Source organism: Amycolatopsis sp. lyj-346, assembly GCF_046548975.1.
Taxonomy (GTDB): domain Bacteria; phylum Actinomycetota; class Actinomycetes; order Mycobacteriales; family Pseudonocardiaceae; genus Amycolatopsis.
Genome location: NZ_JAJPWT010000003.1, coordinates 478,426 through 495,030, shown reverse-complemented (window position 1 = coordinate 495,030; position 16,605 = coordinate 478,426). Strand labels below are relative to the sequence as shown.

The window sequence follows — 16,605 nt, the reverse complement described above, 5'->3', positions numbered from 1 at the left end:
TGGGGCGGCCGATCCCTTCGGGGATCCGGCCGCTCCGGTGCGAGTGGCCACGGTCCGCGGAGCTCTTTCCTTCGGGTGAGGCGAGCGGGCAAGGGCGGTGAGACGACATTGCTTGGAAAAGCGGGCCGGCTCACAGCCTCCTCACGTTGAGGAAGACCAGGCAAGACGACGATCCCACGGGATCCGTCTGTGCGTCGGGCGCGACACGCCCGACCGCGTGGACCGGGGACAGGGCCGTTGAACTGCGGAAACCCGGGCCAGATGGGGACATCCGGCCGGGGTTTGTGAGATAGCGGCACGAGACGACAAGGAACGAGCAGCCACCATGGCGGGACAGAAGATCCGCATCCGGCTCAAGGCCTACGACCACGAGGCGATCGACACCTCGGCGCGCAAGATCGTGGAGACGGTCACGCGCACCGGCGCCCGGGTTGTCGGGCCGGTGCCGCTGCCCACCGAGAAGAACGTTTACTGCGTCATCCGCTCGCCGCACAAGTACAAGGACTCGCGCGAGCACTTCGAGATGCGCACGCACAAGCGTCTGATCGACATCCTCGACCCGACGCCGAAGACGGTCGACGCGCTCATGCGCATCGACCTGCCGGCGAGCGTCGACGTCAACATCCAGTAGTAGCGGCGGGCGAGCGGCGGAGATAAGAGACTCATGTCTGACAGGCAGATGAAGGGCATCCTGGGCACCAAGCTCGGCATGACCCAGGTCTTCGACGACCAGAACCGGGTTGTCCCGGTCACCGTCGTCAAGGCCGGTCCGAACGTGGTCACCCAGGTTCGGACCCAGGAGAAGGACGGCTACAAGGCCGTGCAGCTGGCGTTCGGCGCGGTCGACCCGCGCAAGGTGAACAAGCCGCGCACCGGCCACTACGACAAGGCGGGCGTGACGCCGCGCCGGTTCCTCGCCGAGCTGCGCACCACCGACGCCGAGACCTACGAGGTCGGCCAGGAGATCACCGCCGAGGTGTTCGCTGCCGGTACCGAGGTCGACGTGACCGGGACCAGCAAGGGCAAGGGCTACGCGGGTGTCATGAAGCGCCACGGTTTCAAGGGCCAGGGCGCAAGCCACGGTGCCCAGGCCGTGCACCGCAAGCCGGGTTCCATCGGTGGCTGTGCCACCCCCGGCCGCGTCTTCAAGGGCCTGCGCATGGCGGGCCGGATGGGCAACGACCGGGTCACCACGCAGAACCTGACCGTGCACGCCGTGCGTGCCGAGGACGGCCTGCTGCTGATCAAGGGCGCCGTGCCCGGTCCCAAGGGCGGCCTGCTGTTCGTGCGCAGCGCCGCGAAGGGTGGTAACTCCGAATGACAAGCGTCGAGCTGAAGACCCCGGCCGGTAAAGCCGACGGCACCGTGGACCTCCCCGGGGAGATCTTCGACGTGCAGGCCAATGTCGCGCTGATGCACCAGGTCGTGGTGGCCCAGCAGGCCGCCGCGCGCCAGGGCACGCACGACACGAAGACCCGTGGCGAAGTTCGCGGTGGCGGCAAGAAGCCGTACCGGCAGAAGGGCACCGGCCGTGCCCGCCAGGGTTCGACCCGCGCGCCGCAGTTCGCCGGTGGTGGCGTCGTCCACGGCCCCACGCCGCGTGACTACTCCCAGCGCACCCCGAAGAAGATGAAGGCCGCCGCTCTGCGTGGCGCCCTCTCCGACCGGGCGCGCGCCGGCCAGCTGCACGTCGTCACCGAGCTGGTGACCGGCGAGAAGCCGTCGACCAAGGCCGCCAAGGTCGCCCTCGCCGCCGTCACGGCCGCGAAGCGCGTGCTCGTGGTGCTGGACCGGGCCGACGAGCTGAGCTGGGTTTCCCTGCGGAACCTGCCCGAGGTGCACATCCTCTGGGCCGACCAGCTCAACACCTACGACGTGCTGGTCAACGACGACGTCGTGTTCACCAAGGCCGCGTACGACGCGTTCGTCGCCGGCCCCGTCCGCGGTAAGTCCGTCAAGGCTTCCGCGCGGTCGGGCGAGGTCACGGAAGGGAGTGACGAGAAGTGAGTTCGGTCGCCATTCCGGACCCCCGCGACATCCTGCTCGCGCCGGTCATCTCCGAGAAGTCCTACGGGCTGCTCGAGGACCACAAGTACACGTTCATCGTCCGCCCGGACGCCAACAAGACCCAGATCAAGATCGCGGTCGAGAAGGTGTTCGGCGTCAAGGTGGTCAGTGTCAACACGGCCAACCGCCAGGGCAAGCGGAAGCGGACTCGCGCCGGCTTCGGCAAGCGCAAGGACACCAAGCGCGCCATCGTGACTCTTTCGCCCGAGAGCAAGGCGATCGAGATCTTCGGCGGACCCACCGCGTAAAGGACTGAGCTGACAATGGGCATCCGCAAGTACAAGCCGACGACCCCCGGTCGTCGCGGTTCGAGCGTCTCGGACTTCGCCGAGATCACCCGCTCCACTCCGGAGAAGTCGCTGCTTCGTCCGCTGAGCGGTTCGGGCGGTCGCAACTCGTCCGGCAAGATCACCACCCGGCACAAGGGTGGCGGCCACAAGCGTGCTTACCGCGTCATCGACTTCCGTCGCAATGACAAGGACGGCATCCCCGCCAAGGTTGCGCACATCGAGTACGACCCCAACCGGTCCGCTCGCATTGCGCTGCTGCACTACGCCGACGGCGAGAAGCGCTACATCATCGCGCCGGAGAAGCTGAAGCAGGGCGACACCGTCGAGAACGGCCCCCGGGCCGACATCAAGCCGGGCAACAACCTGCCGCTGCGCAACATCCCGGTCGGCACCGTGATCCACGCGATCGAGCTCCGCCCCGGTGGCGGCGCGAAGATGGCGCGGTCCGCGGGCGCGAAGGTGCAGCTCGTCGCCAAGGACGGTCCGTACGCCCAGCTGCGTCTCCCCTCGGGCGAGATCCGCAACGTGGACGTGCGCAACCGCGCCACGGTCGGCGAGGTCGGCAACTCCGAGCACGCCAACATCAACTGGGGCAAGGCCGGCCGCAACCGCTGGCGCGGCAAGCGCCCCACGGTCCGCGGTGTCGTCATGAACCCGGTCGACCACCCGCACGGTGGTGGTGAGGGTAAGACCTCCGGTGGTCGCCACCCGGTCAACCCGAACGGTAAGCCCGAGGGTCGCACGCGTCGCCGCAAGGCGTCCGACGCCCTCATCGTCCGCCGCCGTCGCACCGGCAAGAACAAGCGCTGAGCAGGGAGGTAGAACAACATGCCACGTAGCCTCAAGAAGGGCCCCTTCGTGGACGACCACCTGCTCAAGAAGGTGGACGCGCTGAACGAATCGGGCAAGAAGACGGTCATCAAGACCTGGTCGCGCCGCTCGACGATCATCCCGGATTTCCTGGGTCACACGATCGCGGTGCACGACGGCCGCAAGCACGTCCCGGTGTTCGTCACCGAGGCGATGGTGGGTCACAAGCTGGGGGAATTCGCCCCGACGCGGACCTTCAAGGGCCACATCAAGGACGACCGCAAGTCGCGCCGCCGCTGAGCGGGCACGAGAGAGAACAAGGGAAGTAGCGATGAACGCCCAGAACGACGCGACGACCGAGGCTGAACTGCCTACGGCGTACGCGCGGGCTCGCTTCGTCCGGGACTCGCCGACCAAGGTGCGCCGGGTGATCGAGCTCATCAAGGGACGTAGCGCCGCCGACGCCTTGGCCGTGCTCCGGTTCGCCCCGCAGGCGGCCAGCGAGCCGGTCGCGAAGGTGCTCGCCAGCGCCGTGGCCAACGCCGAGAACAACCTTCAGCTTGACCCGGACACGCTCTGGATCAAGAACGCGTACGCCGACGAGGGCCCCACCCTCAAGCGCATCCGTCCGCGGGCCCAGGGCCGCGCGTACCGGATCCGCAAGCGGACCAGCCACATCACCGTCGAGGTGGAGTCGCGTCCGGCCGTCGCGCAGAAGGCTCAGAGCAAGAAGAAGGCAGGTGGCCGGTAGTGGGCCAGAAGATCAACCCGCACGGTTTCCGCCTGGGTATCACCACGGACTGGAAGTCGCGCTGGTACGCCGACAAGCAGTACGCCGAGTACGTGGCCGAGGACGTCAAGATCCGCAAGCTCCTCGCCACGGGCATGGAGCGCGCCGGGATCTCCAAGGTCGAGATCGAGCGCACCCGTGACCGGGTCCGCGTGGACATCCACACCGCCCGGCCGGGCATCGTCATCGGCCGCCGCGGCGCGGAGGCCGACCGGATCCGCGGCGCGCTGGAGAAGCTGACCAAGAAGCAGGTCCAGCTGAACATCCTCGAGGTCAAGAACCCCGAGGCCGACGCCCAGCTGGTCGCCCAGGCGGTCGCGGAGCAGCTCTCCAACCGCGTGGCGTTCCGCCGCGCGATGCGGAAGGCGATCCAGACCTCCATGCGCTCGCCGCAGGTCAAGGGCATCCGCGTGCAGTGCGGCGGTCGTCTCGGCGGTGCCGAGATGTCCCGCTCCGAGCACTACCGCGATGGCCGCGTCCCGCTGCACACGCTGCGCGCCGACATCGACTACGGCTTCTTCGAGGCCAAGACGACGTTCGGTCGCATCGGCGTCAAGGTGTGGATCTACAAGGGTGAGCTCGTCGGTGGCCTGAAGGCCCGCGAAGCCCGCGACGCCGCCGAGCGCGCGCCGCGTCGCGATCGTGACCGCAGCGACCGGCCGTCCCGCCCGCGTCGTTCCGGCGCCTCGGGCACGACCGCCACCTCGACCGAAGCCGGTCGCGCTGCCGCTGCCGCCACGACCGAGGCGGCCCCGGCCACCGAGACCGCAGAAAAGACGGAGGGCTGAGACGTGCTCATCCCGCGCAGGGTCAAGCACCGGAAGCAGCACTCCCCGAAGCGCCACGGCGCCGCCAAGGGTGGCACGAAGGTCAGCTTCGGCGAGTACGGCATCCAGGCGCTTGAGCACAGCTACGTGACGAACCGGCAGATCGAGTCCGCTCGTATCGCCATGACCCGTCACATCAAGCGTGGTGGCAAGGTGTGGACGACCATCTACCCGGACCGCCCGCTGACCAAGAAGCCGGCCGAGACCCGGATGGGTTCCGGTAAGGGTTCGCCCGAGTGGTGGATCGCCAACGTGAAGCCGGGCCGCGTGATGTTCGAGATCTCGTTCCCGAACGAGGAGACGGCTCGCGAGGCGCTGCGCCGCGCGATCCACAAGCTGCCCATGAAGTGCCGCATCGTGACCCGTGAAGGTGGTGAGTTCTGATGGCGAAGGCAGGTGCCGCTGAGGCATCGGAGCTGCGTGAGCTCACCGCGGAAGAGCTCGTCCTGCGTCTGAAGGAATACAAGGAGGAGCTGTTCAACCTCCGCTTCCAGATGGCGACCGGGCAGCTTGACAACAACCGCCGTCTGCGCACCGTCCGCACGGACATCGCGCGGATCTACACGGTCATGCGCGAGCGCGAACTCGGCCTGTCCGTTGCCCCCGACGCCGAGAGTGAAGGTGCCGCATGAGCGAGCCCACCACCGAGACGCCGGCCCGGAACGACCGTAAGGTCCGCGAGGGCTACGTCGTCTCGGACAAGATGAACAAGACGATCGTGGTCGAGCTCGAGGACCGCAAGAAGCACCCCCGTTACTCGAAGGTCGTCCGCTCCACCACCAAGGTGAAGGTGCACGACGAGAACAACGAGGCGGGCGTGGGCGACCGGGTCACCTTGATGGAGACCCGCCCGCTGTCGGCGACGAAGCGGTGGCGCCTGGTGCAGATCGTGGAGAAGGCCAAGTAAGCAGGGCTCTTCGGAGTCTTTAGTTCCGCAAGGCTCGCCAATGTGGACCTCACAAGCGGGCGAGAACCGGCGCGACATACAGGAGTTGACGTGATCCAGCAGGAGTCGCGGCTTCGGGTAGCCGACAACACGGGTGCAAAGGAAATCCTCTGCATCCGGGTTCTCGGTGGCTCCGGGCGGCGCTACGCCGGCATCGGCGACATCATCGTCGCCACCGTGAAGGACGCCATCCCGGCTGCCGGGGTGAAGAAGGGCGACGTCGTCAAGGCCGTCATCGTCCGCACGGTCAAGGAGCGCCGTCGTCCGGACGGTTCCTACATCCGGTTCGACGAGAACGCCGCCGTGCTCATCAAGAACGACAACGAGCCCCGCGGCACCCGCATCTTCGGTCCGGTGGGCCGCGAGCTGCGCGACCGAAAGTTCATGAAGATCATTTCGCTCGCGCCGGAGGTGCTGTGATGAAGGTGAAGAAGGGCGACACGGTCGTCGTCATCGCCGGCAAGGACAAGGGCGCCAAGGGCAAGGTCATCCAGGCTTACCCCGAGCGCGAGCGCGTGCTGGTCGAGGGCGTGAACCGGATCAAGAAGCACACGCGGATCAGCCAGACCCAGCGCGGCGCGCAGTCCGGCGGCATCGTCACGCAGGAGGCGCCCATCCACGTCTCGAACGTGATGGTCGTCGACTCGGACGGCAAGCCGGCCCGGGTGGGTTACCGCATCGGCGAGGACGGCAAGAAGGTCCGGATCTCGCGCCGGAACGGTAAGGACATCTGATGACCACCGCAGAGAAGACCTCGCCGCGCCTCAAGGTGCGGTACCGCGAGGAAATCAAGGGCCAGCTGCAGGCTGAGTTCTCCTTCGTCAACGTCCACCAGATCCCGGGCGTGACGAAGGTCGTCGTGAACATGGGCGTCGGCGACGCCGCCCGCGACAGCAAGCTGATCGAGGGCGCGGTCAAGGACCTCGCGCTGATCACCGGCCAGAAGCCGGAGGTCCGGAAGGCCCGCAAGTCCATCGCGCAGTTCAAGCTGCGCGAGGGCCAGCCGATCGGCGCGCGCGTCACGCTGCGCGGCGACCGGATGTGGGAGTTCCTCGACCGGCTGCTGACCATCGCGCTGCCGCGTATCCGCGACTTCCGCGGGCTTTCGCCGAAGCAGTTCGACGGCCACGGCAACTACACGTTCGGTCTCAACGAGCAGTCGATGTTCCACGAGATCGACCCCGACTCCATCGACCGCCCGCGCGGCATGGACGTCACCGTCGTCACGACCGCCACGAACGACGACGAGGGCCGGGCGCTGCTGCGCAAGCTCGGCTTCCCGTTCAAGGAGAACTGAGCCGATGGCCAAGAAAGCACTGGTCCACAAGGCCGCGAAGAAGCCGAAGTTCGCCGTGCGCGCCTACACCCGCTGCCAGCGGTGCGGCCGCCCGCACGCCGTGTTCCGCAAGTTCGGGCTCTGCCGGATCTGCCTTCGCGAGATGGCGCACGCGGGCGAGCTGCCCGGCGTCCGCAAGTCCAGCTGGTAAGAGCTTCTTTTTAACTCCCACTTCGCCACAGGCCCCGCTCCTTCTGGGAGCGGGGAACCAGGTGAGAAAGGTTGACAGGTCACCATGACGATGACCGACCCCATCGCAGACTTCTTGACGCGTCTGCGTAACGCGAACTCGGCGTACCACGACGAGGTCAAGCTCCCGCACTCGAAGCTCAAGGCGAACATCGCCGAGATCCTCAAGCGCGAGGGTTACATCGCGGGTTACCACGACGAGCCGGGCGAGAAGCACAAGAACCTCGTCGTCGAGCTCAAGTACGGCCCCAACCGTGAGCGGAGCATCGCCGGCCTGCGGCGCGTCTCCAAGCCCGGTCTGCGGGTCTACGCAAAATCGACCGAACTGCCGTCCGTTCTCGGTGGCCTCGGCGTCGCGATCATCTCGACGTCCTCCGGCCTCCAGACCGACCGTCAGGCCAAGCGCAACAGCGTGGGCGGCGAAGTCCTCGCCTACGTCTGGTAAGGAAGGGGGCACAGACATGTCACGCATCGGAAAGCTGCCGGTCGCCGTCCCCTCCGGGGTCGAGGTGACCATCGACGGTCAGCACATCAAGGTCAAGGGGCCCAAGGGCACCCTCGAGCACACCGTCGCCGAGCCGATCACCGTCGAGCGCGACGAGAGCGGCACGCTGCTGGTCAAGCGCCCGGATGACGAGCGCACCAGCAAGGCGCTGCACGGGCTCACCCGCACGCTGGTGAACAACCTCGTCGTCGGCGTCACCGCCGGCTACGAGAAGAAGATGGAAATCCACGGCGTGGGTTACCGCGTGCAGGCCAAGGGGTCGGACCTCGAGTTCGCTCTCGGTTTCTCGCACCCGGTCAAGATCGAGGCCCCGGAGGGCATCACCTTCAAGGTGGAGACCCCCACCCGGTTCTCGGTCTCGGGCATCGACAAGCAGAAGGTCGGCCAGATCTCGGCCGTCATCCGCAAGCTGCGGCGCCCGGACCCGTACAAGGGCAAGGGCCTGCGCTACGAGGGTGAGAAGATCCGCCGCAAGGTCGGAAAGACGGGTAAGTGATCATGAGCGACACGACTACGAAGCGCAAGCCGGTGGGCAAGGACATCTCGACCCGCCGCCGCGTCGCGAAGGCCCGTCGGCACTTCCGGCTCCGCAAGAAGGTCTCGGGCACCGACCAGCGTCCGCGCCTGGTCGTCAAGCGGTCCTCGCGGCACATCGCCGTGCAGGTGATCGACGACCTCGCCGGCCGCACGCTGGTGTCGGCGTCCACCCTCGAGGCGGACGTCCGGTCGGTCGACGGCGACAAGAAGGCCAAGGCCGCCAAGGTCGGGGAACTCGTCGCCGCGCGGGCCAAGAACGCCGGGATCTCGGCTGTGGTGTTCGACCGTGGGGGCAACGCCTACCACGGCCGCATCGCCGCGCTCGCCGACGCCGCCCGTGAGGCGGGGTTGGAGTTCTGACGATGCAGAAGCTTGTTAACGGAAGGAAAGCCTGATGCCGGGACGTACACGGCAATTCGGCGGCGGCCAGGGCGGACCCGGCGGGCAGGGCGGCAACGACCGCAATGAACGTCGTGGTGGCGGCCGGGACCGGCGCGACAGCGGCCGTGGCGGGGCCGGCCAGGACAAGACCCCGCACCTCGAGAAGGTCGTGACGATCAACCGCGTCGCCAAGGTCGTCAAGGGTGGTCGTCGCTTCAGCTTCACCGCCCTGGTGGTCGTCGGCGACGGCGACGGTCAGGTCGGCGTCGGCTACGGCAAGGCCAAGGAAGTTCCCGCGGCCATCGCCAAGGGCGTCGAGGAAGCGAAGAAGAACTTCTTCCGCGTCCCGCGCGTCGGCGGCACCATTCCCCACCCGATCACGGGTGAGGAAGCCGCTGGTGTCGTCCTGCTCCGCCCGGCTTCCGCCGGTACCGGCGTCATCGCCGGTGGCCCGGTGCGTGCCGTGCTGGAGTGCGCGGGTGTCCACGACGTGCTGTCGAAGTCGCTCGGCTCCGACAACGCGATCAACATCGTGCACGCCACCGTGGCGGCCCTGAAGGGTCTGCAGCGTCCCGAAGAGGTGGCGGCCCGCCGTGGCCTGCCGCTCGAGGACGTCGCTCCGGCCCGGATGCTGCGCCAGCGTGCCGGCCAGGGAGTCTGACATGGCTGAGCTCAAGGTCACCCAGGTCAAGAGCAAGATCGGCACGAAGCACGCTCACCGCGAGTCGCTGCGCACCCTCGGGCTGCGCAAGATCCGCCAGAGCGTCGTGCGTGAAGACACCCCCCAGGTGCGCGGCCTGATCCACACCGTCCGCCACCTGGTGGAGGTCGAGGAGGTCAAGGCATGACGGCCATCAAGATCCACCACCTGCGCCCGGCTCCGGGCTCGAAGCGCGAGAAGATGCGCGTCGGTCGTGGTGAGGGTTCGAAGGGCAAGACGGCCGGTCGCGGTACGAAGGGCACCAAGGCCCGGAAGAACGTGCCGGCCCGGTTCGAGGGTGGGCAGATGCCCATCCAGATGCGGCTCCCGAAGCTGCGCGGCTTCAAGAACCGCTTCCGCACCGAGTACCAGCCGGTGAACGTGGGCGACATCGCCCGCGTCTTCCCGGACGGCGGCACCATCGGTGCCGAGGAGCTCGTCAAGGGCGGTCTGGTCCGCAAGGGCAAGCTGGTGAAGGTCCTCGGCAACGGCGACGTGAACGGCGTCAAGCTGAACGTCACCGCCGACGCGTTCTCCGGCTCCGCCAAGGAGAAGCTCGAAGCGGCCGGTGGCTCCGCCACCACCAACTGAGCTCGTACCACGTTCGAAGGCCCGTCTGGCTCCGCCAGGCGGGCCTTCGGCGTGCGTGGCCCTTGTCGTGGCGGTGGGACCGCCGGAACATGCTCGCCGAACTTCCTTGCCGGAACGCCGGATCCGGGCGCAGGATCGCAAGGTGGACAGACCCGCACAGGAGTCACCCGAGCCGGCCGGCGCCGCGGACTCGCCGCTGAGCTTCCCGGTCGAAGCGCCGAAGCTCGCAGACGTCGAGCCAGGCGCGGGGGCGCCCGCGCGCTCCCCGGCGGAGGCCCCGGTGCCCCGGCAGGCGGGCCCGTTGGCTTTCCCCGCGGAGGCGACGCCGGCTCTTCCGCTCGCTGGTGCGCCGCTCTTTCCCGTGGAGCCGGCGGCTGCCTCGTCGCCTGCGGCGTCGCCGTTTGCTGGTGCGCCGCTCTTTCCCGTGGAGCCGGCGGCTGCCTCGTCGCCTGCGGCGTCGCCGTTTGCTGGTGCGCCGCTCTTTCCCGTGGAGCCGGCCGCCGCCCTGCCGCCCGCGCCGCCGCAGTCGTTGCCGTTCCCGGTTGCCGAGCTGCCGGGTGTTGCCGCCGTCCCCGGACCCGTTCCGGTGGCCGAACCCGAACCCGAGCCCGCGCCCCTCGGCACGCCGGCCGCGGCCCGGCTGCTCCACCGCGGCCCGGTGGTGCTTGCCGGTGCTGCCGCCCTGCTGGCCGCCGTCGGGTGCTTCCTGCCGCTGTTCGAGATGTCCCAGGAGCTCGATCTCCGCCAGGGGTTCATCAGCGCCCGGCTGACCATCACCGAGAGCGCGTGGGGCAACCGCGTCGAAGTCTCCGGCCAGGAAGTCACCGACCGGCCCGGGGCGCCCGTCGGCATCCCCGTGTTCATCGCGGTCGTGGTGCTGGCCGTCGCCGCGTTCGCGGGCTTCTCGCGGCCCGGCCGCGGCCTCACCCGGTGGCTGCTCTCGGCCGGGGCGGTCTTCACCGCCGGCGTCGTCACCACCGTCGGCATGAGCCGGTTCGAGCTGGCCGCCATCGCCGGCCGAGAAGTGGACGTGGAGGTCACCACCGAGCCCGGCATGTGGCTGCTGATCGTGGCCGCCGCACTGGCCGCCGCCGCGGCGGTGCTCGCCCACCTGCCCCGCCGGAAACCCGGCTGGGCCGATCCGGCCGCCGCCTACGCCGACACCCCGACGCCGCCGTCCGGAATCGCCATCACCGTGCTGCCGCCGGACGACGAACGCCCCTGAGCGCCGCTACGGTGAACACGTGTGGGTCTTCTTCGGCGCCTCCGTGCTCGTCGCCCTTACGCCGGGGGCGAACAACCTGCTCGGTCTCCACCACGGGATGACGCACGGTGTTCGCCACGGCCTCGCCGGGCTCGGTGGCCGGCTGGCCGCCTTCACCCTGTTGATCGCCGCCGTCGCGGCCGGGCTCGGGCAGCTGCTGGCCGCCTCCGAGACCGCGCTGACGATCATCAAGTGGGCCGGCGTCGCCTACCTGCTCTACCTCGGCCTCCGCCTGCTCCGGTCCACCTTCCGGGGCACCAGTGGCAGCACGCAGCTGCCTTCGACCCCCACGACGGCGTGGCGCGTCACCCGCAAGGAGTTCGGCGTCGCGATCACCAACCCCAAGGCGATCCTGATCTTCACCGCCTTCGTCCCGCAGTTCATCGACGCAGGTCAAGGCTCGTTCTCGGGGCAGATCGCGGTGCTCGGCGCGGTCTACCTGCTGGCCGAGTTCCTGGCCGGCTCGGTCTACGTCGGCGTCGGCGCCGCGGTGAAGACGATCGAGCTGTCCCGGCGGGCCCGGCGCAACGTCGACCGGGGGACCGGTGTGGTGCTCGTCGGCCTGGCCGGCGTGCTCGCGACGTCGAACGCTTGATCCACAACCTGTCAAGGAATTCGGCCAACGCGGCGATGTGGATCAACCCGCCGGAGCAACCTTGGTACGGAAAACGCACACGGACTGCGGACACGCCCTGTGAAGCTGTTAGAGTCGGCGACACGCTTCGGGACGAGTGTGCCCCGAAGCGTTCCTGGCTTGCGTGCCAGTAGTGCTGTGTGTTCCTGCCGGCCTCGTGCCGGCCAAGCCGATCGTCGGTTAGGACAGCCGACGACGCCGAGGAGGTCCCCCGCGTGCTCAGCGCCTTCCGCTCGGCTCTCGCGACGCCGGATCTACGCAAGAAGATCCTGTTCACGCTAGCCATCGTCGCGGTTTACCGAATCGGTGCGACCATTCCGGCGCCCGGCATCTCATACGGTGCCGTACAGGCCTGTAGCTCCCAGGCGCAGCAGGAGGGCGTCTACCAGCTGCTGAACCTGTTCAGCGGTGGTGCGCTGCTGCAGCTGTCGCTCTTCTCGACCGGCATCATGCCGTACATCACGGCGAGCATCATCATCCAGCTGCTCACCGTGGTCATCCCGCGGTTCGAGGAGCTGAAGAAGGAAGGGCAGTCCGGCCAGGGCAAGCTGACCCAGTACACCCGGTACCTGACGATCGCGCTGGCGATCCTGCAGGCCACCGGTGTGGTCGCGCTCGCGGACCGCAAGCAGCTCTTCCCCGACTGCGACCAGCCGGTCATCCCGGACAACAGCGTCTACTCGCTGACGATCATCGTCATCACCATGACCGCCGGCACCGCCGTCATGATGTGGCTGGGCGAGCTGATCACCGAGCGCGGCGTCGGCAACGGCATGTCGGTCCTGATCTTCCTGAACATCGCCGCGCGCATCCCGATCGAGGGCGGCAGCATCCTCAGCAACGCCGGTGGCGTCGGCCTGGCGATCGTCTGCGTCTTCGGCCTGGTGATCATCGCCAGCGTCATCTTCGTCGAGCAGGGGCAGCGCCGGATCCCGGTGCAGTACGCCAAGCGCATGATCGGCCGCCGGATGTACGGCGGCACGTCGACCTACCTGCCGATCAAGGTCAACCAGGCCGGTGTCATCCCGGTCATCTTCGCGTCGTCCCTGCTGTACCTGCCGGACCTGATCAGCCGCCTCGTCGGCGACCAGAACGCCAACTCCGGCTGGCAGGTGTTCATCAAGAACTACATCGTGAACCAGTCCAGCTGGGTGCACATCCTGCTGTACTTCGGCTTGATCATCTTCTTCACGTACTTCTACATCACGATCACGTTCAACGTGGACGAGCGTGCGGAAGAGATGAAGAAGTTCGGTGGCTTCATCCCGGGCATCCGCCCGGGTCGTCCCACCGCGGAGTACCTGAGCTTCGTGCTCGGCCGGATCACCCTGCCGGGTTCGCTGTACCTGGGCATCATCGCGATCCTTCCGAACTTCTTCCTGTCGGTGACCGGTACCGGGAACAACCAGAACTTCCCGTTCGGTGGCACGGCTGTGCTGATCATGGTCGGTGTCGGCCTCGACACCGTGAAGCAGATCGAAAGCCAGCTGATGCAGCGCAACTACGAAGGGTTCTTGAAGTGACGCGCCTGGTTCTCGTCGGTCCGCCAGGTGCGGGCAAGGGCACCCAGGCGGTGGCCCTGTCCGAGCAGCTGCGCGTGCCGCACATCTCCACGGGCGACCTGTTCCGCGCCCACGTCGGCCAGGAGACGCCGCTCGGCCAGGAGGCGAAGCGCTACCTGGACTCGGGTGAGCTCGTGCCCGACTCGGTGACCAACGAGATGGTCCGCGAGCGGCTCGCCGAGCCGGACGCCAAGGTCGGCTTCCTGCTCGACGGCTTTCCCCGCAACACCAAGCAGGCCGAGGTCCTCGGCGAGATCCTCGGCGACGCGGACGTTTCGCTCGACGCGGTGATCCAGCTGCAGGTCCCGGAGGACGTCGTCGTCGCGCGGCTCATGTCGCGCGGCCGCGCGGACGACACCGAAGAGGTCATCCGCCGCCGTCAGCAGATCTACGTGTCCGACACCGCGCCGCTGCTGGAGTACTACGCCGACATCCTGGTGACCGTCGACGGCGTCGGCAGCGTCGAGGAAATCTCCGGCCGCGTGCTGAAAGCGTTGCGCGACCGCACGTGAACCTCGGAGGATTGCGTGTTCTGCAAGTGCTCCGGCGTGGGCGCATGATCGAAGTCAAGACCCCGGACGAGCTGCAGGCGATGCGGGCCGCGGGCCTCGTCGTCGCCCGCACGCTCGCGGCGGTCCGTGACGCGGCGAAACCGGGCATCAGCACCGCCGAGCTCGACGAGCTGGCGGAGCAGACGATCCGGGACGCCGGCGCGGTGCCGTCGTTCAAGGGCTACCACGGTTTCCCGGCGTCGATCTGCGCGTCGGTGAACGAGCAGATCGTCCACGGCATCCCGGCGAAGACCCAGCTGCTGGCCGACGGCGACATCATCTCCGTCGACTGCGGCGCCATCCTCGACGGCTGGCACGGTGACTCCGCCGTGACGCTGGCCATCGGCAAGGTCTCCGACGCCGACCTCGCGCTGTCCGCGGCGACCGAGGCGGCGATGTGGGCCGGCATCGAGGCGGTCAGCGCCGGCGGCCGGCTCACCGACATCTCCTACGCCGTCCAGTCCGCCGCCGAGCGCGCGGGCCGCGACGACGGCGTCGAGTACGGGATGATCGTCGAGTACGGCGGCCACGGCATCGGCCGCCAGATGCACATGGACCCGTTCCTGCCGAACGTCGGCAAGCCCGGCAAGGGCCCCCGGCTCAAGCCCGGCATGGCGCTGGCGATCGAGCCGATGCTCACCGGCGGCGGCGGCGAGACCCGCGAGCTGGACGACGGCTGGACGGTCGTCACGGCCGACGGCTCCCGCGCGGCCCACTGGGAGCACACCGTCGCCATCACGGAAGACGGTCCTTGGGTGCTCACTGCCGCGGAAGACGCCTGACCTGCGGATTCACCCTTCCGAGGTGATCGCCATCACGTCCACCTGCACGTTCCTTTAGCATGGCCACCCCCGGTTTGGGGGTCGCGACACGAGTTGCGTACACTGTCAAGTCGGCGCACTTATCGCGCCCGGATCCTGCGCGCTCGTGAATTCACGGTCTTGGGGCCCGGGCACCGGTGTGCCGACGCACCACCCAACCCGGCACTAGTGCTCCGGTTGGTCACAGAGTGTAGTGACATGCGACAGGAAATGCGGAGGACATGGCGAAGAAAGACGGGGCCATCGAGGTCGAAGGCCGCGTAGTCGAGCCGCTCCCCAACGCGATGTTCCGCGTCGAGTTGGAGAACGGTCACAAGGTCCTGGCACACATCAGCGGCAAGATGCGGCAGCACTACATCCGCATCCTGCCCGAGGACAGGGTTGTCGTGGAGCTGTCGCCCTACGACCTCTCTCGTGGTCGCATCGTCTACCGCTACAAGTGATCACGAAGAGCAGCTCAACAGCAGGAGAGCAGAAGACGTGAAGGTCCAGCCGAGCGTCAAGAAGATCTGCGACAAGTGCAAGGTGATCCGCCGTCACGGCCGGATCATGGTGATCTGCGAGAACCTGCGGCACAAGCAGCGGCAGGGCTGATCTCCCGCACTCGACCAGAGTGGATTGACGGCAACACAACCTCCCCGCACCTGCCGGGCCACGCGAGTGGGCCGGTTCACCCCCGGGCTTCAGGCCGGGGCCGGGACACCCGAAGCGCAAGCCGAGGGCACGACAGGCGAGTCGGTCCCGGAACCGGACGGGGAGCAGACCTGAAGATGAAACCGAAGAAGGAGCATCAACGCCAATGGCACGACTCGCTGGCGTAGACCTCCCCCGCGAAAAGCGGTTGGAGATCGCGCTTACCTACATCTACGGCATCGGCCGTACCCGCTCGAAGCAGCTCATCAAGGCTGCCGAGCTCAACGCGGACACCCGCGTCAAGGACCTCAGCGATGACGACCTCGCGAAGCTGCGTGTCTACATCGAAGAGAACTTCAAGGTCGAGGGTGACCTTCGCCGTGAGGTGAACGCCGACATCCGTCGGAAGATCGAGATCGGGTGCTACGAGGGCCTTCGCTGGCGCCGCGGACTTCCCGTTCGTGGTCAGCGCACGAAGACGAACGCCCGCACCCGCAAGGGTCCGAAGAAGACGGTTGCCGGCAAGAAGAAGGCTGGCAAGAAGTGAGCGTCCAGGGCAAGAAGGTCGTGCAGATGGGCGGCGCCCAGCGTCGCGGCTCGGCTTGTGTCTCGCCCAAGGCGCTCTACGCCCGCCCGATGGCGCTCCGCAACCTGTACACCGACGCCGGATCGATCATCCGGCGCGGCCAGGCCGAAGCGGTTGCCGCTCACCAAGAAAACGCGCGCTAACAGGAGAACCCTCAGAACATGCCACCGAAGTCTCGTACTGCGGCCGGGGCCAAGAAGGTCCGCCGCAAGGAAAAGAAGAATGTCGCGCACGGTCACGCGCACATCAAGAGCACCTTCAACAACACCATCGTCTCGATCACGGACCCCACCGGTGCCGTGATCGCGTGGGCGTCGAGTGGTCACGTGGGCTTCAAGGGCTCCCGTAAGTCCACCCCGTTCGCCGCGCAGATGGCCGCCGAGAACGCTGCCCGCAAGGCTGCCGAGCACGGCATGAAGAAGGTCGACGTCTTCGTGAAGGGCCCGGGTTCGGGCCGCGAGACGGCGATCCGCTCGCTGCAGGCGGCCGGCCTCGAGGTCGGCACCATCCAGGACGTGACCCCGCAGCCTCACAACGGCTGCCGCCCGCCCAAGCGGCGCCGGGTCTGAGGAACGGGGAGGAGTA

The 16,605-nt window shown here is 67.9% G+C and carries 31 protein-coding genes; all 31 read left to right on the top strand.

Going from position 1 to position 16,605, the window contains the following annotated elements; genetic code table 11:
• Positions 1 to 325 precede the first annotated feature (325 nt).
• The 31 genes from rpsJ (at position 326) to rpsK (ending at position 16,589) form a co-directional block, all read left to right on the top strand.
• A complete protein-coding gene (rpsJ, locus tag ACLJQE_RS14075) occupies positions 326 to 631 on the top strand; it encodes a 30S ribosomal protein S10 (RefSeq protein WP_003102098.1) in 306 nt (101 codons plus the stop codon).
• A gap of 33 nt (positions 632 to 664) precedes the next feature.
• A complete protein-coding gene (gene rplC, locus ACLJQE_RS14070; RefSeq protein ID WP_410639615.1) occupies positions 665 to 1,321 on the top strand; it encodes a 50S ribosomal protein L3 in 657 nt (218 codons plus the stop codon).
• Positions 1,318 to 2,007 (top strand): 50S ribosomal protein L4, encoded by a 690-nt coding sequence (rplD, locus tag ACLJQE_RS14065; RefSeq protein WP_410639614.1) that lies wholly within the window; start codon positions 1,318 to 1,320, stop codon positions 2,005 to 2,007. Before rplC ends, rplD begins: the two co-directional genes overlap by 4 nt.
• A complete protein-coding gene (rplW, locus tag ACLJQE_RS14060; protein ID WP_003102087.1) occupies positions 2,004 to 2,315 on the top strand; it encodes a 50S ribosomal protein L23 in 312 nt (103 codons plus the stop codon). Before rplD ends, rplW begins: the two co-directional genes overlap by 4 nt.
• A gap of 15 nt (positions 2,316 to 2,330) precedes the next feature.
• Positions 2,331 to 3,167 carry a 50S ribosomal protein L2 gene (gene rplB, locus ACLJQE_RS14055; protein ID WP_003102084.1) on the top strand — a complete coding sequence of 279 codons (837 nt, stop codon included), beginning with the start codon at positions 2,331 to 2,333 and terminating at the stop codon, positions 3,165 to 3,167.
• Between the two features lie 18 nt (positions 3,168 to 3,185).
• On the top strand, positions 3,186 to 3,467 hold the full coding sequence (gene rpsS / locus ACLJQE_RS14050; RefSeq protein ID WP_003102083.1) for a 30S ribosomal protein S19: 282 nt from the start codon (positions 3,186 to 3,188) through the stop codon (positions 3,465 to 3,467).
• A 31-nt stretch (positions 3,468 to 3,498) separates the two neighbouring features.
• A complete protein-coding gene (rplV, locus tag ACLJQE_RS14045; protein ID WP_410639613.1) occupies positions 3,499 to 3,918 on the top strand; it encodes a 50S ribosomal protein L22 in 420 nt (139 codons plus the stop codon).
• On the top strand, positions 3,918 to 4,745 hold the full coding sequence (rpsC, locus tag ACLJQE_RS14040; protein ID WP_086842942.1) for a 30S ribosomal protein S3: 828 nt from the start codon (positions 3,918 to 3,920) through the stop codon (positions 4,743 to 4,745). The genes rplV and rpsC overlap by 1 nt, the downstream gene beginning before the upstream one ends.
• Before the next feature lie 3 nt (positions 4,746 to 4,748).
• Complete coding sequence (gene rplP, locus ACLJQE_RS14035) at positions 4,749 to 5,168, top strand: 50S ribosomal protein L16 (protein ID WP_004558864.1); 420 nt, start codon at positions 4,749 to 4,751, stop codon at positions 5,166 to 5,168.
• The gene (rpmC, locus tag ACLJQE_RS14030; RefSeq protein WP_410639612.1) at positions 5,168 to 5,416 is read left to right on the top strand and encodes a 50S ribosomal protein L29; all 249 of its coding nucleotides are present in this window, start codon (positions 5,168 to 5,170) and stop codon (positions 5,414 to 5,416) included. Before rplP ends, rpmC begins: the two co-directional genes overlap by 1 nt.
• Positions 5,413 to 5,691: a 30S ribosomal protein S17 gene (gene rpsQ, locus ACLJQE_RS14025; RefSeq protein ID WP_013222609.1), complete on the top strand. Its 279-nt coding sequence runs from the start codon at positions 5,413 to 5,415 to the stop codon at positions 5,689 to 5,691. Before rpmC ends, rpsQ begins: the two co-directional genes overlap by 4 nt.
• 90 nt (positions 5,692 to 5,781) lie before the next feature.
• Positions 5,782 to 6,150, top strand: coding sequence for a 50S ribosomal protein L14 (gene rplN, locus ACLJQE_RS14020; protein WP_004558867.1), 369 nt, complete (start codon positions 5,782 to 5,784; stop codon positions 6,148 to 6,150).
• Entirely contained in the window at positions 6,150 to 6,464 is a 315-nt protein-coding gene (rplX, locus tag ACLJQE_RS14015) for a 50S ribosomal protein L24 (protein WP_013222610.1), read from the top strand. Before rplN ends, rplX begins: the two co-directional genes overlap by 1 nt.
• Entirely contained in the window at positions 6,464 to 7,027 is a 564-nt protein-coding gene (gene rplE / locus ACLJQE_RS14010; protein ID WP_410639611.1) for a 50S ribosomal protein L5, read from the top strand. Before rplX ends, rplE begins: the two co-directional genes overlap by 1 nt.
• Before the next feature lie 4 nt (positions 7,028 to 7,031).
• Positions 7,032 to 7,217: a type Z 30S ribosomal protein S14 gene (locus ACLJQE_RS14005; RefSeq protein ID WP_004558870.1), complete on the top strand. Its 186-nt coding sequence runs from the start codon at positions 7,032 to 7,034 to the stop codon at positions 7,215 to 7,217.
• An 84-nt stretch (positions 7,218 to 7,301) separates the two neighbouring features.
• Entirely contained in the window at positions 7,302 to 7,700 is a 399-nt protein-coding gene (gene rpsH / locus ACLJQE_RS14000) for a 30S ribosomal protein S8 (protein WP_020643211.1), read from the top strand.
• Positions 7,701 to 7,716: 16 nt separating this feature from the next.
• On the top strand, positions 7,717 to 8,256 hold the full coding sequence (gene rplF, locus ACLJQE_RS13995; protein WP_410639610.1) for a 50S ribosomal protein L6: 540 nt from the start codon (positions 7,717 to 7,719) through the stop codon (positions 8,254 to 8,256).
• Between the two features lie 2 nt (positions 8,257 to 8,258).
• The gene (gene rplR, locus ACLJQE_RS13990; RefSeq protein WP_410639609.1) at positions 8,259 to 8,657 is read left to right on the top strand and encodes a 50S ribosomal protein L18; all 399 of its coding nucleotides are present in this window, start codon (positions 8,259 to 8,261) and stop codon (positions 8,655 to 8,657) included.
• A 34-nt stretch (positions 8,658 to 8,691) separates the two neighbouring features.
• A complete protein-coding gene (gene rpsE, locus ACLJQE_RS13985) occupies positions 8,692 to 9,339 on the top strand; it encodes a 30S ribosomal protein S5 (RefSeq protein ID WP_013222614.1) in 648 nt (215 codons plus the stop codon).
• Between the two features lies 1 nt (position 9,340).
• Positions 9,341 to 9,526 (top strand): 50S ribosomal protein L30, encoded by a 186-nt coding sequence (rpmD, locus tag ACLJQE_RS13980; protein ID WP_155548877.1) that lies wholly within the window; start codon positions 9,341 to 9,343, stop codon positions 9,524 to 9,526.
• Positions 9,523 to 9,969 (top strand): 50S ribosomal protein L15, encoded by a 447-nt coding sequence (gene rplO / locus ACLJQE_RS13975; protein ID WP_410639608.1) that lies wholly within the window; start codon positions 9,523 to 9,525, stop codon positions 9,967 to 9,969. The genes rpmD and rplO overlap by 4 nt, the downstream gene beginning before the upstream one ends.
• A gap of 487 nt (positions 9,970 to 10,456) precedes the next feature.
• Positions 10,457 to 11,194: a hypothetical protein gene (locus ACLJQE_RS13970; protein ID WP_410639607.1), complete on the top strand. Its 738-nt coding sequence runs from the start codon at positions 10,457 to 10,459 to the stop codon at positions 11,192 to 11,194.
• Between the two features lie 19 nt (positions 11,195 to 11,213).
• Positions 11,214 to 11,828, top strand: coding sequence for a LysE family translocator (locus tag ACLJQE_RS13965; protein ID WP_410639606.1), 615 nt, complete (start codon positions 11,214 to 11,216; stop codon positions 11,826 to 11,828).
• A gap of 254 nt (positions 11,829 to 12,082) precedes the next feature.
• A complete protein-coding gene (secY, locus tag ACLJQE_RS13960) occupies positions 12,083 to 13,390 on the top strand; it encodes a preprotein translocase subunit SecY (RefSeq protein WP_410639605.1) in 1,308 nt (435 codons plus the stop codon).
• On the top strand, positions 13,387 to 13,941 hold the full coding sequence (locus ACLJQE_RS13955; RefSeq protein WP_410639604.1) for an adenylate kinase: 555 nt from the start codon (positions 13,387 to 13,389) through the stop codon (positions 13,939 to 13,941). Before secY ends, ACLJQE_RS13955 begins: the two co-directional genes overlap by 4 nt.
• Positions 13,942 to 13,985: 44 nt before the next feature.
• On the top strand, positions 13,986 to 14,762 hold the full coding sequence (map, locus tag ACLJQE_RS13950; RefSeq protein WP_410639603.1) for a type I methionyl aminopeptidase: 777 nt from the start codon (positions 13,986 to 13,988) through the stop codon (positions 14,760 to 14,762).
• A gap of 260 nt (positions 14,763 to 15,022) precedes the next feature.
• Positions 15,023 to 15,244 carry a translation initiation factor IF-1 gene (gene infA, locus ACLJQE_RS13945; RefSeq protein WP_004558881.1) on the top strand — a complete coding sequence of 74 codons (222 nt, stop codon included), beginning with the start codon at positions 15,023 to 15,025 and terminating at the stop codon, positions 15,242 to 15,244.
• Between the two features lie 37 nt (positions 15,245 to 15,281).
• The gene (rpmJ, locus tag ACLJQE_RS13940) at positions 15,282 to 15,395 is read left to right on the top strand and encodes a 50S ribosomal protein L36 (RefSeq protein ID WP_004558882.1); all 114 of its coding nucleotides are present in this window, start codon (positions 15,282 to 15,284) and stop codon (positions 15,393 to 15,395) included.
• A 205-nt stretch (positions 15,396 to 15,600) separates the two neighbouring features.
• On the top strand, positions 15,601 to 15,981 hold the full coding sequence (gene rpsM / locus ACLJQE_RS13935; protein WP_034285908.1) for a 30S ribosomal protein S13: 381 nt from the start codon (positions 15,601 to 15,603) through the stop codon (positions 15,979 to 15,981).
• Positions 15,978 to 16,163 carry a hypothetical protein gene (locus tag ACLJQE_RS13930; RefSeq protein ID WP_020643221.1) on the top strand — a complete coding sequence of 62 codons (186 nt, stop codon included), beginning with the start codon at positions 15,978 to 15,980 and terminating at the stop codon, positions 16,161 to 16,163. The genes rpsM and ACLJQE_RS13930 overlap by 4 nt, the downstream gene beginning before the upstream one ends.
• Positions 16,164 to 16,181: 18 nt before the next feature.
• The gene (rpsK, locus tag ACLJQE_RS13925; RefSeq protein ID WP_004558885.1) at positions 16,182 to 16,589 is read left to right on the top strand and encodes a 30S ribosomal protein S11; all 408 of its coding nucleotides are present in this window, start codon (positions 16,182 to 16,184) and stop codon (positions 16,587 to 16,589) included.
• Positions 16,590 to 16,605 lie beyond the last annotated feature (16 nt).

What these genes read in the sequence shown, in the direction of transcription:
- rpsJ (WP_003102098.1), top strand. Translation starts at nt 326, where the DNA reads ATGGCGGGACAGAAGATCCGCATCCGGCTCAAGGCCTACGACCACGAG.
- rplC (WP_410639615.1), top strand. Translation starts at nt 665, where the DNA reads ATGTCTGACAGGCAGATGAAGGGCATCCTGGGCACCAAGCTCGGCATG.
- rplD (WP_410639614.1), top strand. Translation starts at nt 1,318, where the DNA reads ATGACAAGCGTCGAGCTGAAGACCCCGGCCGGTAAAGCCGACGGCACC.
- rplB (WP_003102084.1), top strand. Translation starts at nt 2,331, where the DNA reads ATGGGCATCCGCAAGTACAAGCCGACGACCCCCGGTCGTCGCGGTTCG.
- rpsS (WP_003102083.1), top strand. Translation starts at nt 3,186, where the DNA reads ATGCCACGTAGCCTCAAGAAGGGCCCCTTCGTGGACGACCACCTGCTC.
- rplV (WP_410639613.1), top strand. Translation starts at nt 3,499, where the DNA reads ATGAACGCCCAGAACGACGCGACGACCGAGGCTGAACTGCCTACGGCG.
- rpmC (WP_410639612.1), top strand. Translation starts at nt 5,168, where the DNA reads ATGGCGAAGGCAGGTGCCGCTGAGGCATCGGAGCTGCGTGAGCTCACC.
- rpsQ (WP_013222609.1), top strand. Translation starts at nt 5,413, where the DNA reads ATGAGCGAGCCCACCACCGAGACGCCGGCCCGGAACGACCGTAAGGTC.
- rplX (WP_013222610.1), top strand. Translation starts at nt 6,150, where the DNA reads ATGAAGGTGAAGAAGGGCGACACGGTCGTCGTCATCGCCGGCAAGGAC.
- rplE (WP_410639611.1), top strand. Translation starts at nt 6,464, where the DNA reads ATGACCACCGCAGAGAAGACCTCGCCGCGCCTCAAGGTGCGGTACCGC.
- ACLJQE_RS14005 (WP_004558870.1), top strand. Translation starts at nt 7,032, where the DNA reads ATGGCCAAGAAAGCACTGGTCCACAAGGCCGCGAAGAAGCCGAAGTTC.
- rpsH (WP_020643211.1), top strand. Translation starts at nt 7,302, where the DNA reads ATGACGATGACCGACCCCATCGCAGACTTCTTGACGCGTCTGCGTAAC.
- rplF (WP_410639610.1), top strand. Translation starts at nt 7,717, where the DNA reads ATGTCACGCATCGGAAAGCTGCCGGTCGCCGTCCCCTCCGGGGTCGAG.
- rplR (WP_410639609.1), top strand. Translation starts at nt 8,259, where the DNA reads ATGAGCGACACGACTACGAAGCGCAAGCCGGTGGGCAAGGACATCTCG.
- rpsE (WP_013222614.1), top strand. Translation starts at nt 8,692, where the DNA reads ATGCCGGGACGTACACGGCAATTCGGCGGCGGCCAGGGCGGACCCGGC.
- rpmD (WP_155548877.1), top strand. Translation starts at nt 9,341, where the DNA reads ATGGCTGAGCTCAAGGTCACCCAGGTCAAGAGCAAGATCGGCACGAAG.
- rplO (WP_410639608.1), top strand. Translation starts at nt 9,523, where the DNA reads ATGACGGCCATCAAGATCCACCACCTGCGCCCGGCTCCGGGCTCGAAG.
- map (WP_410639603.1), top strand. Translation starts at nt 13,986, where the DNA reads ATGATCGAAGTCAAGACCCCGGACGAGCTGCAGGCGATGCGGGCCGCG.
- infA (WP_004558881.1), top strand. Translation starts at nt 15,023, where the DNA reads ATGGCGAAGAAAGACGGGGCCATCGAGGTCGAAGGCCGCGTAGTCGAG.
- rpsM (WP_034285908.1), top strand. Translation starts at nt 15,601, where the DNA reads ATGGCACGACTCGCTGGCGTAGACCTCCCCCGCGAAAAGCGGTTGGAG.
- rpsK (WP_004558885.1), top strand. Translation starts at nt 16,182, where the DNA reads ATGCCACCGAAGTCTCGTACTGCGGCCGGGGCCAAGAAGGTCCGCCGC.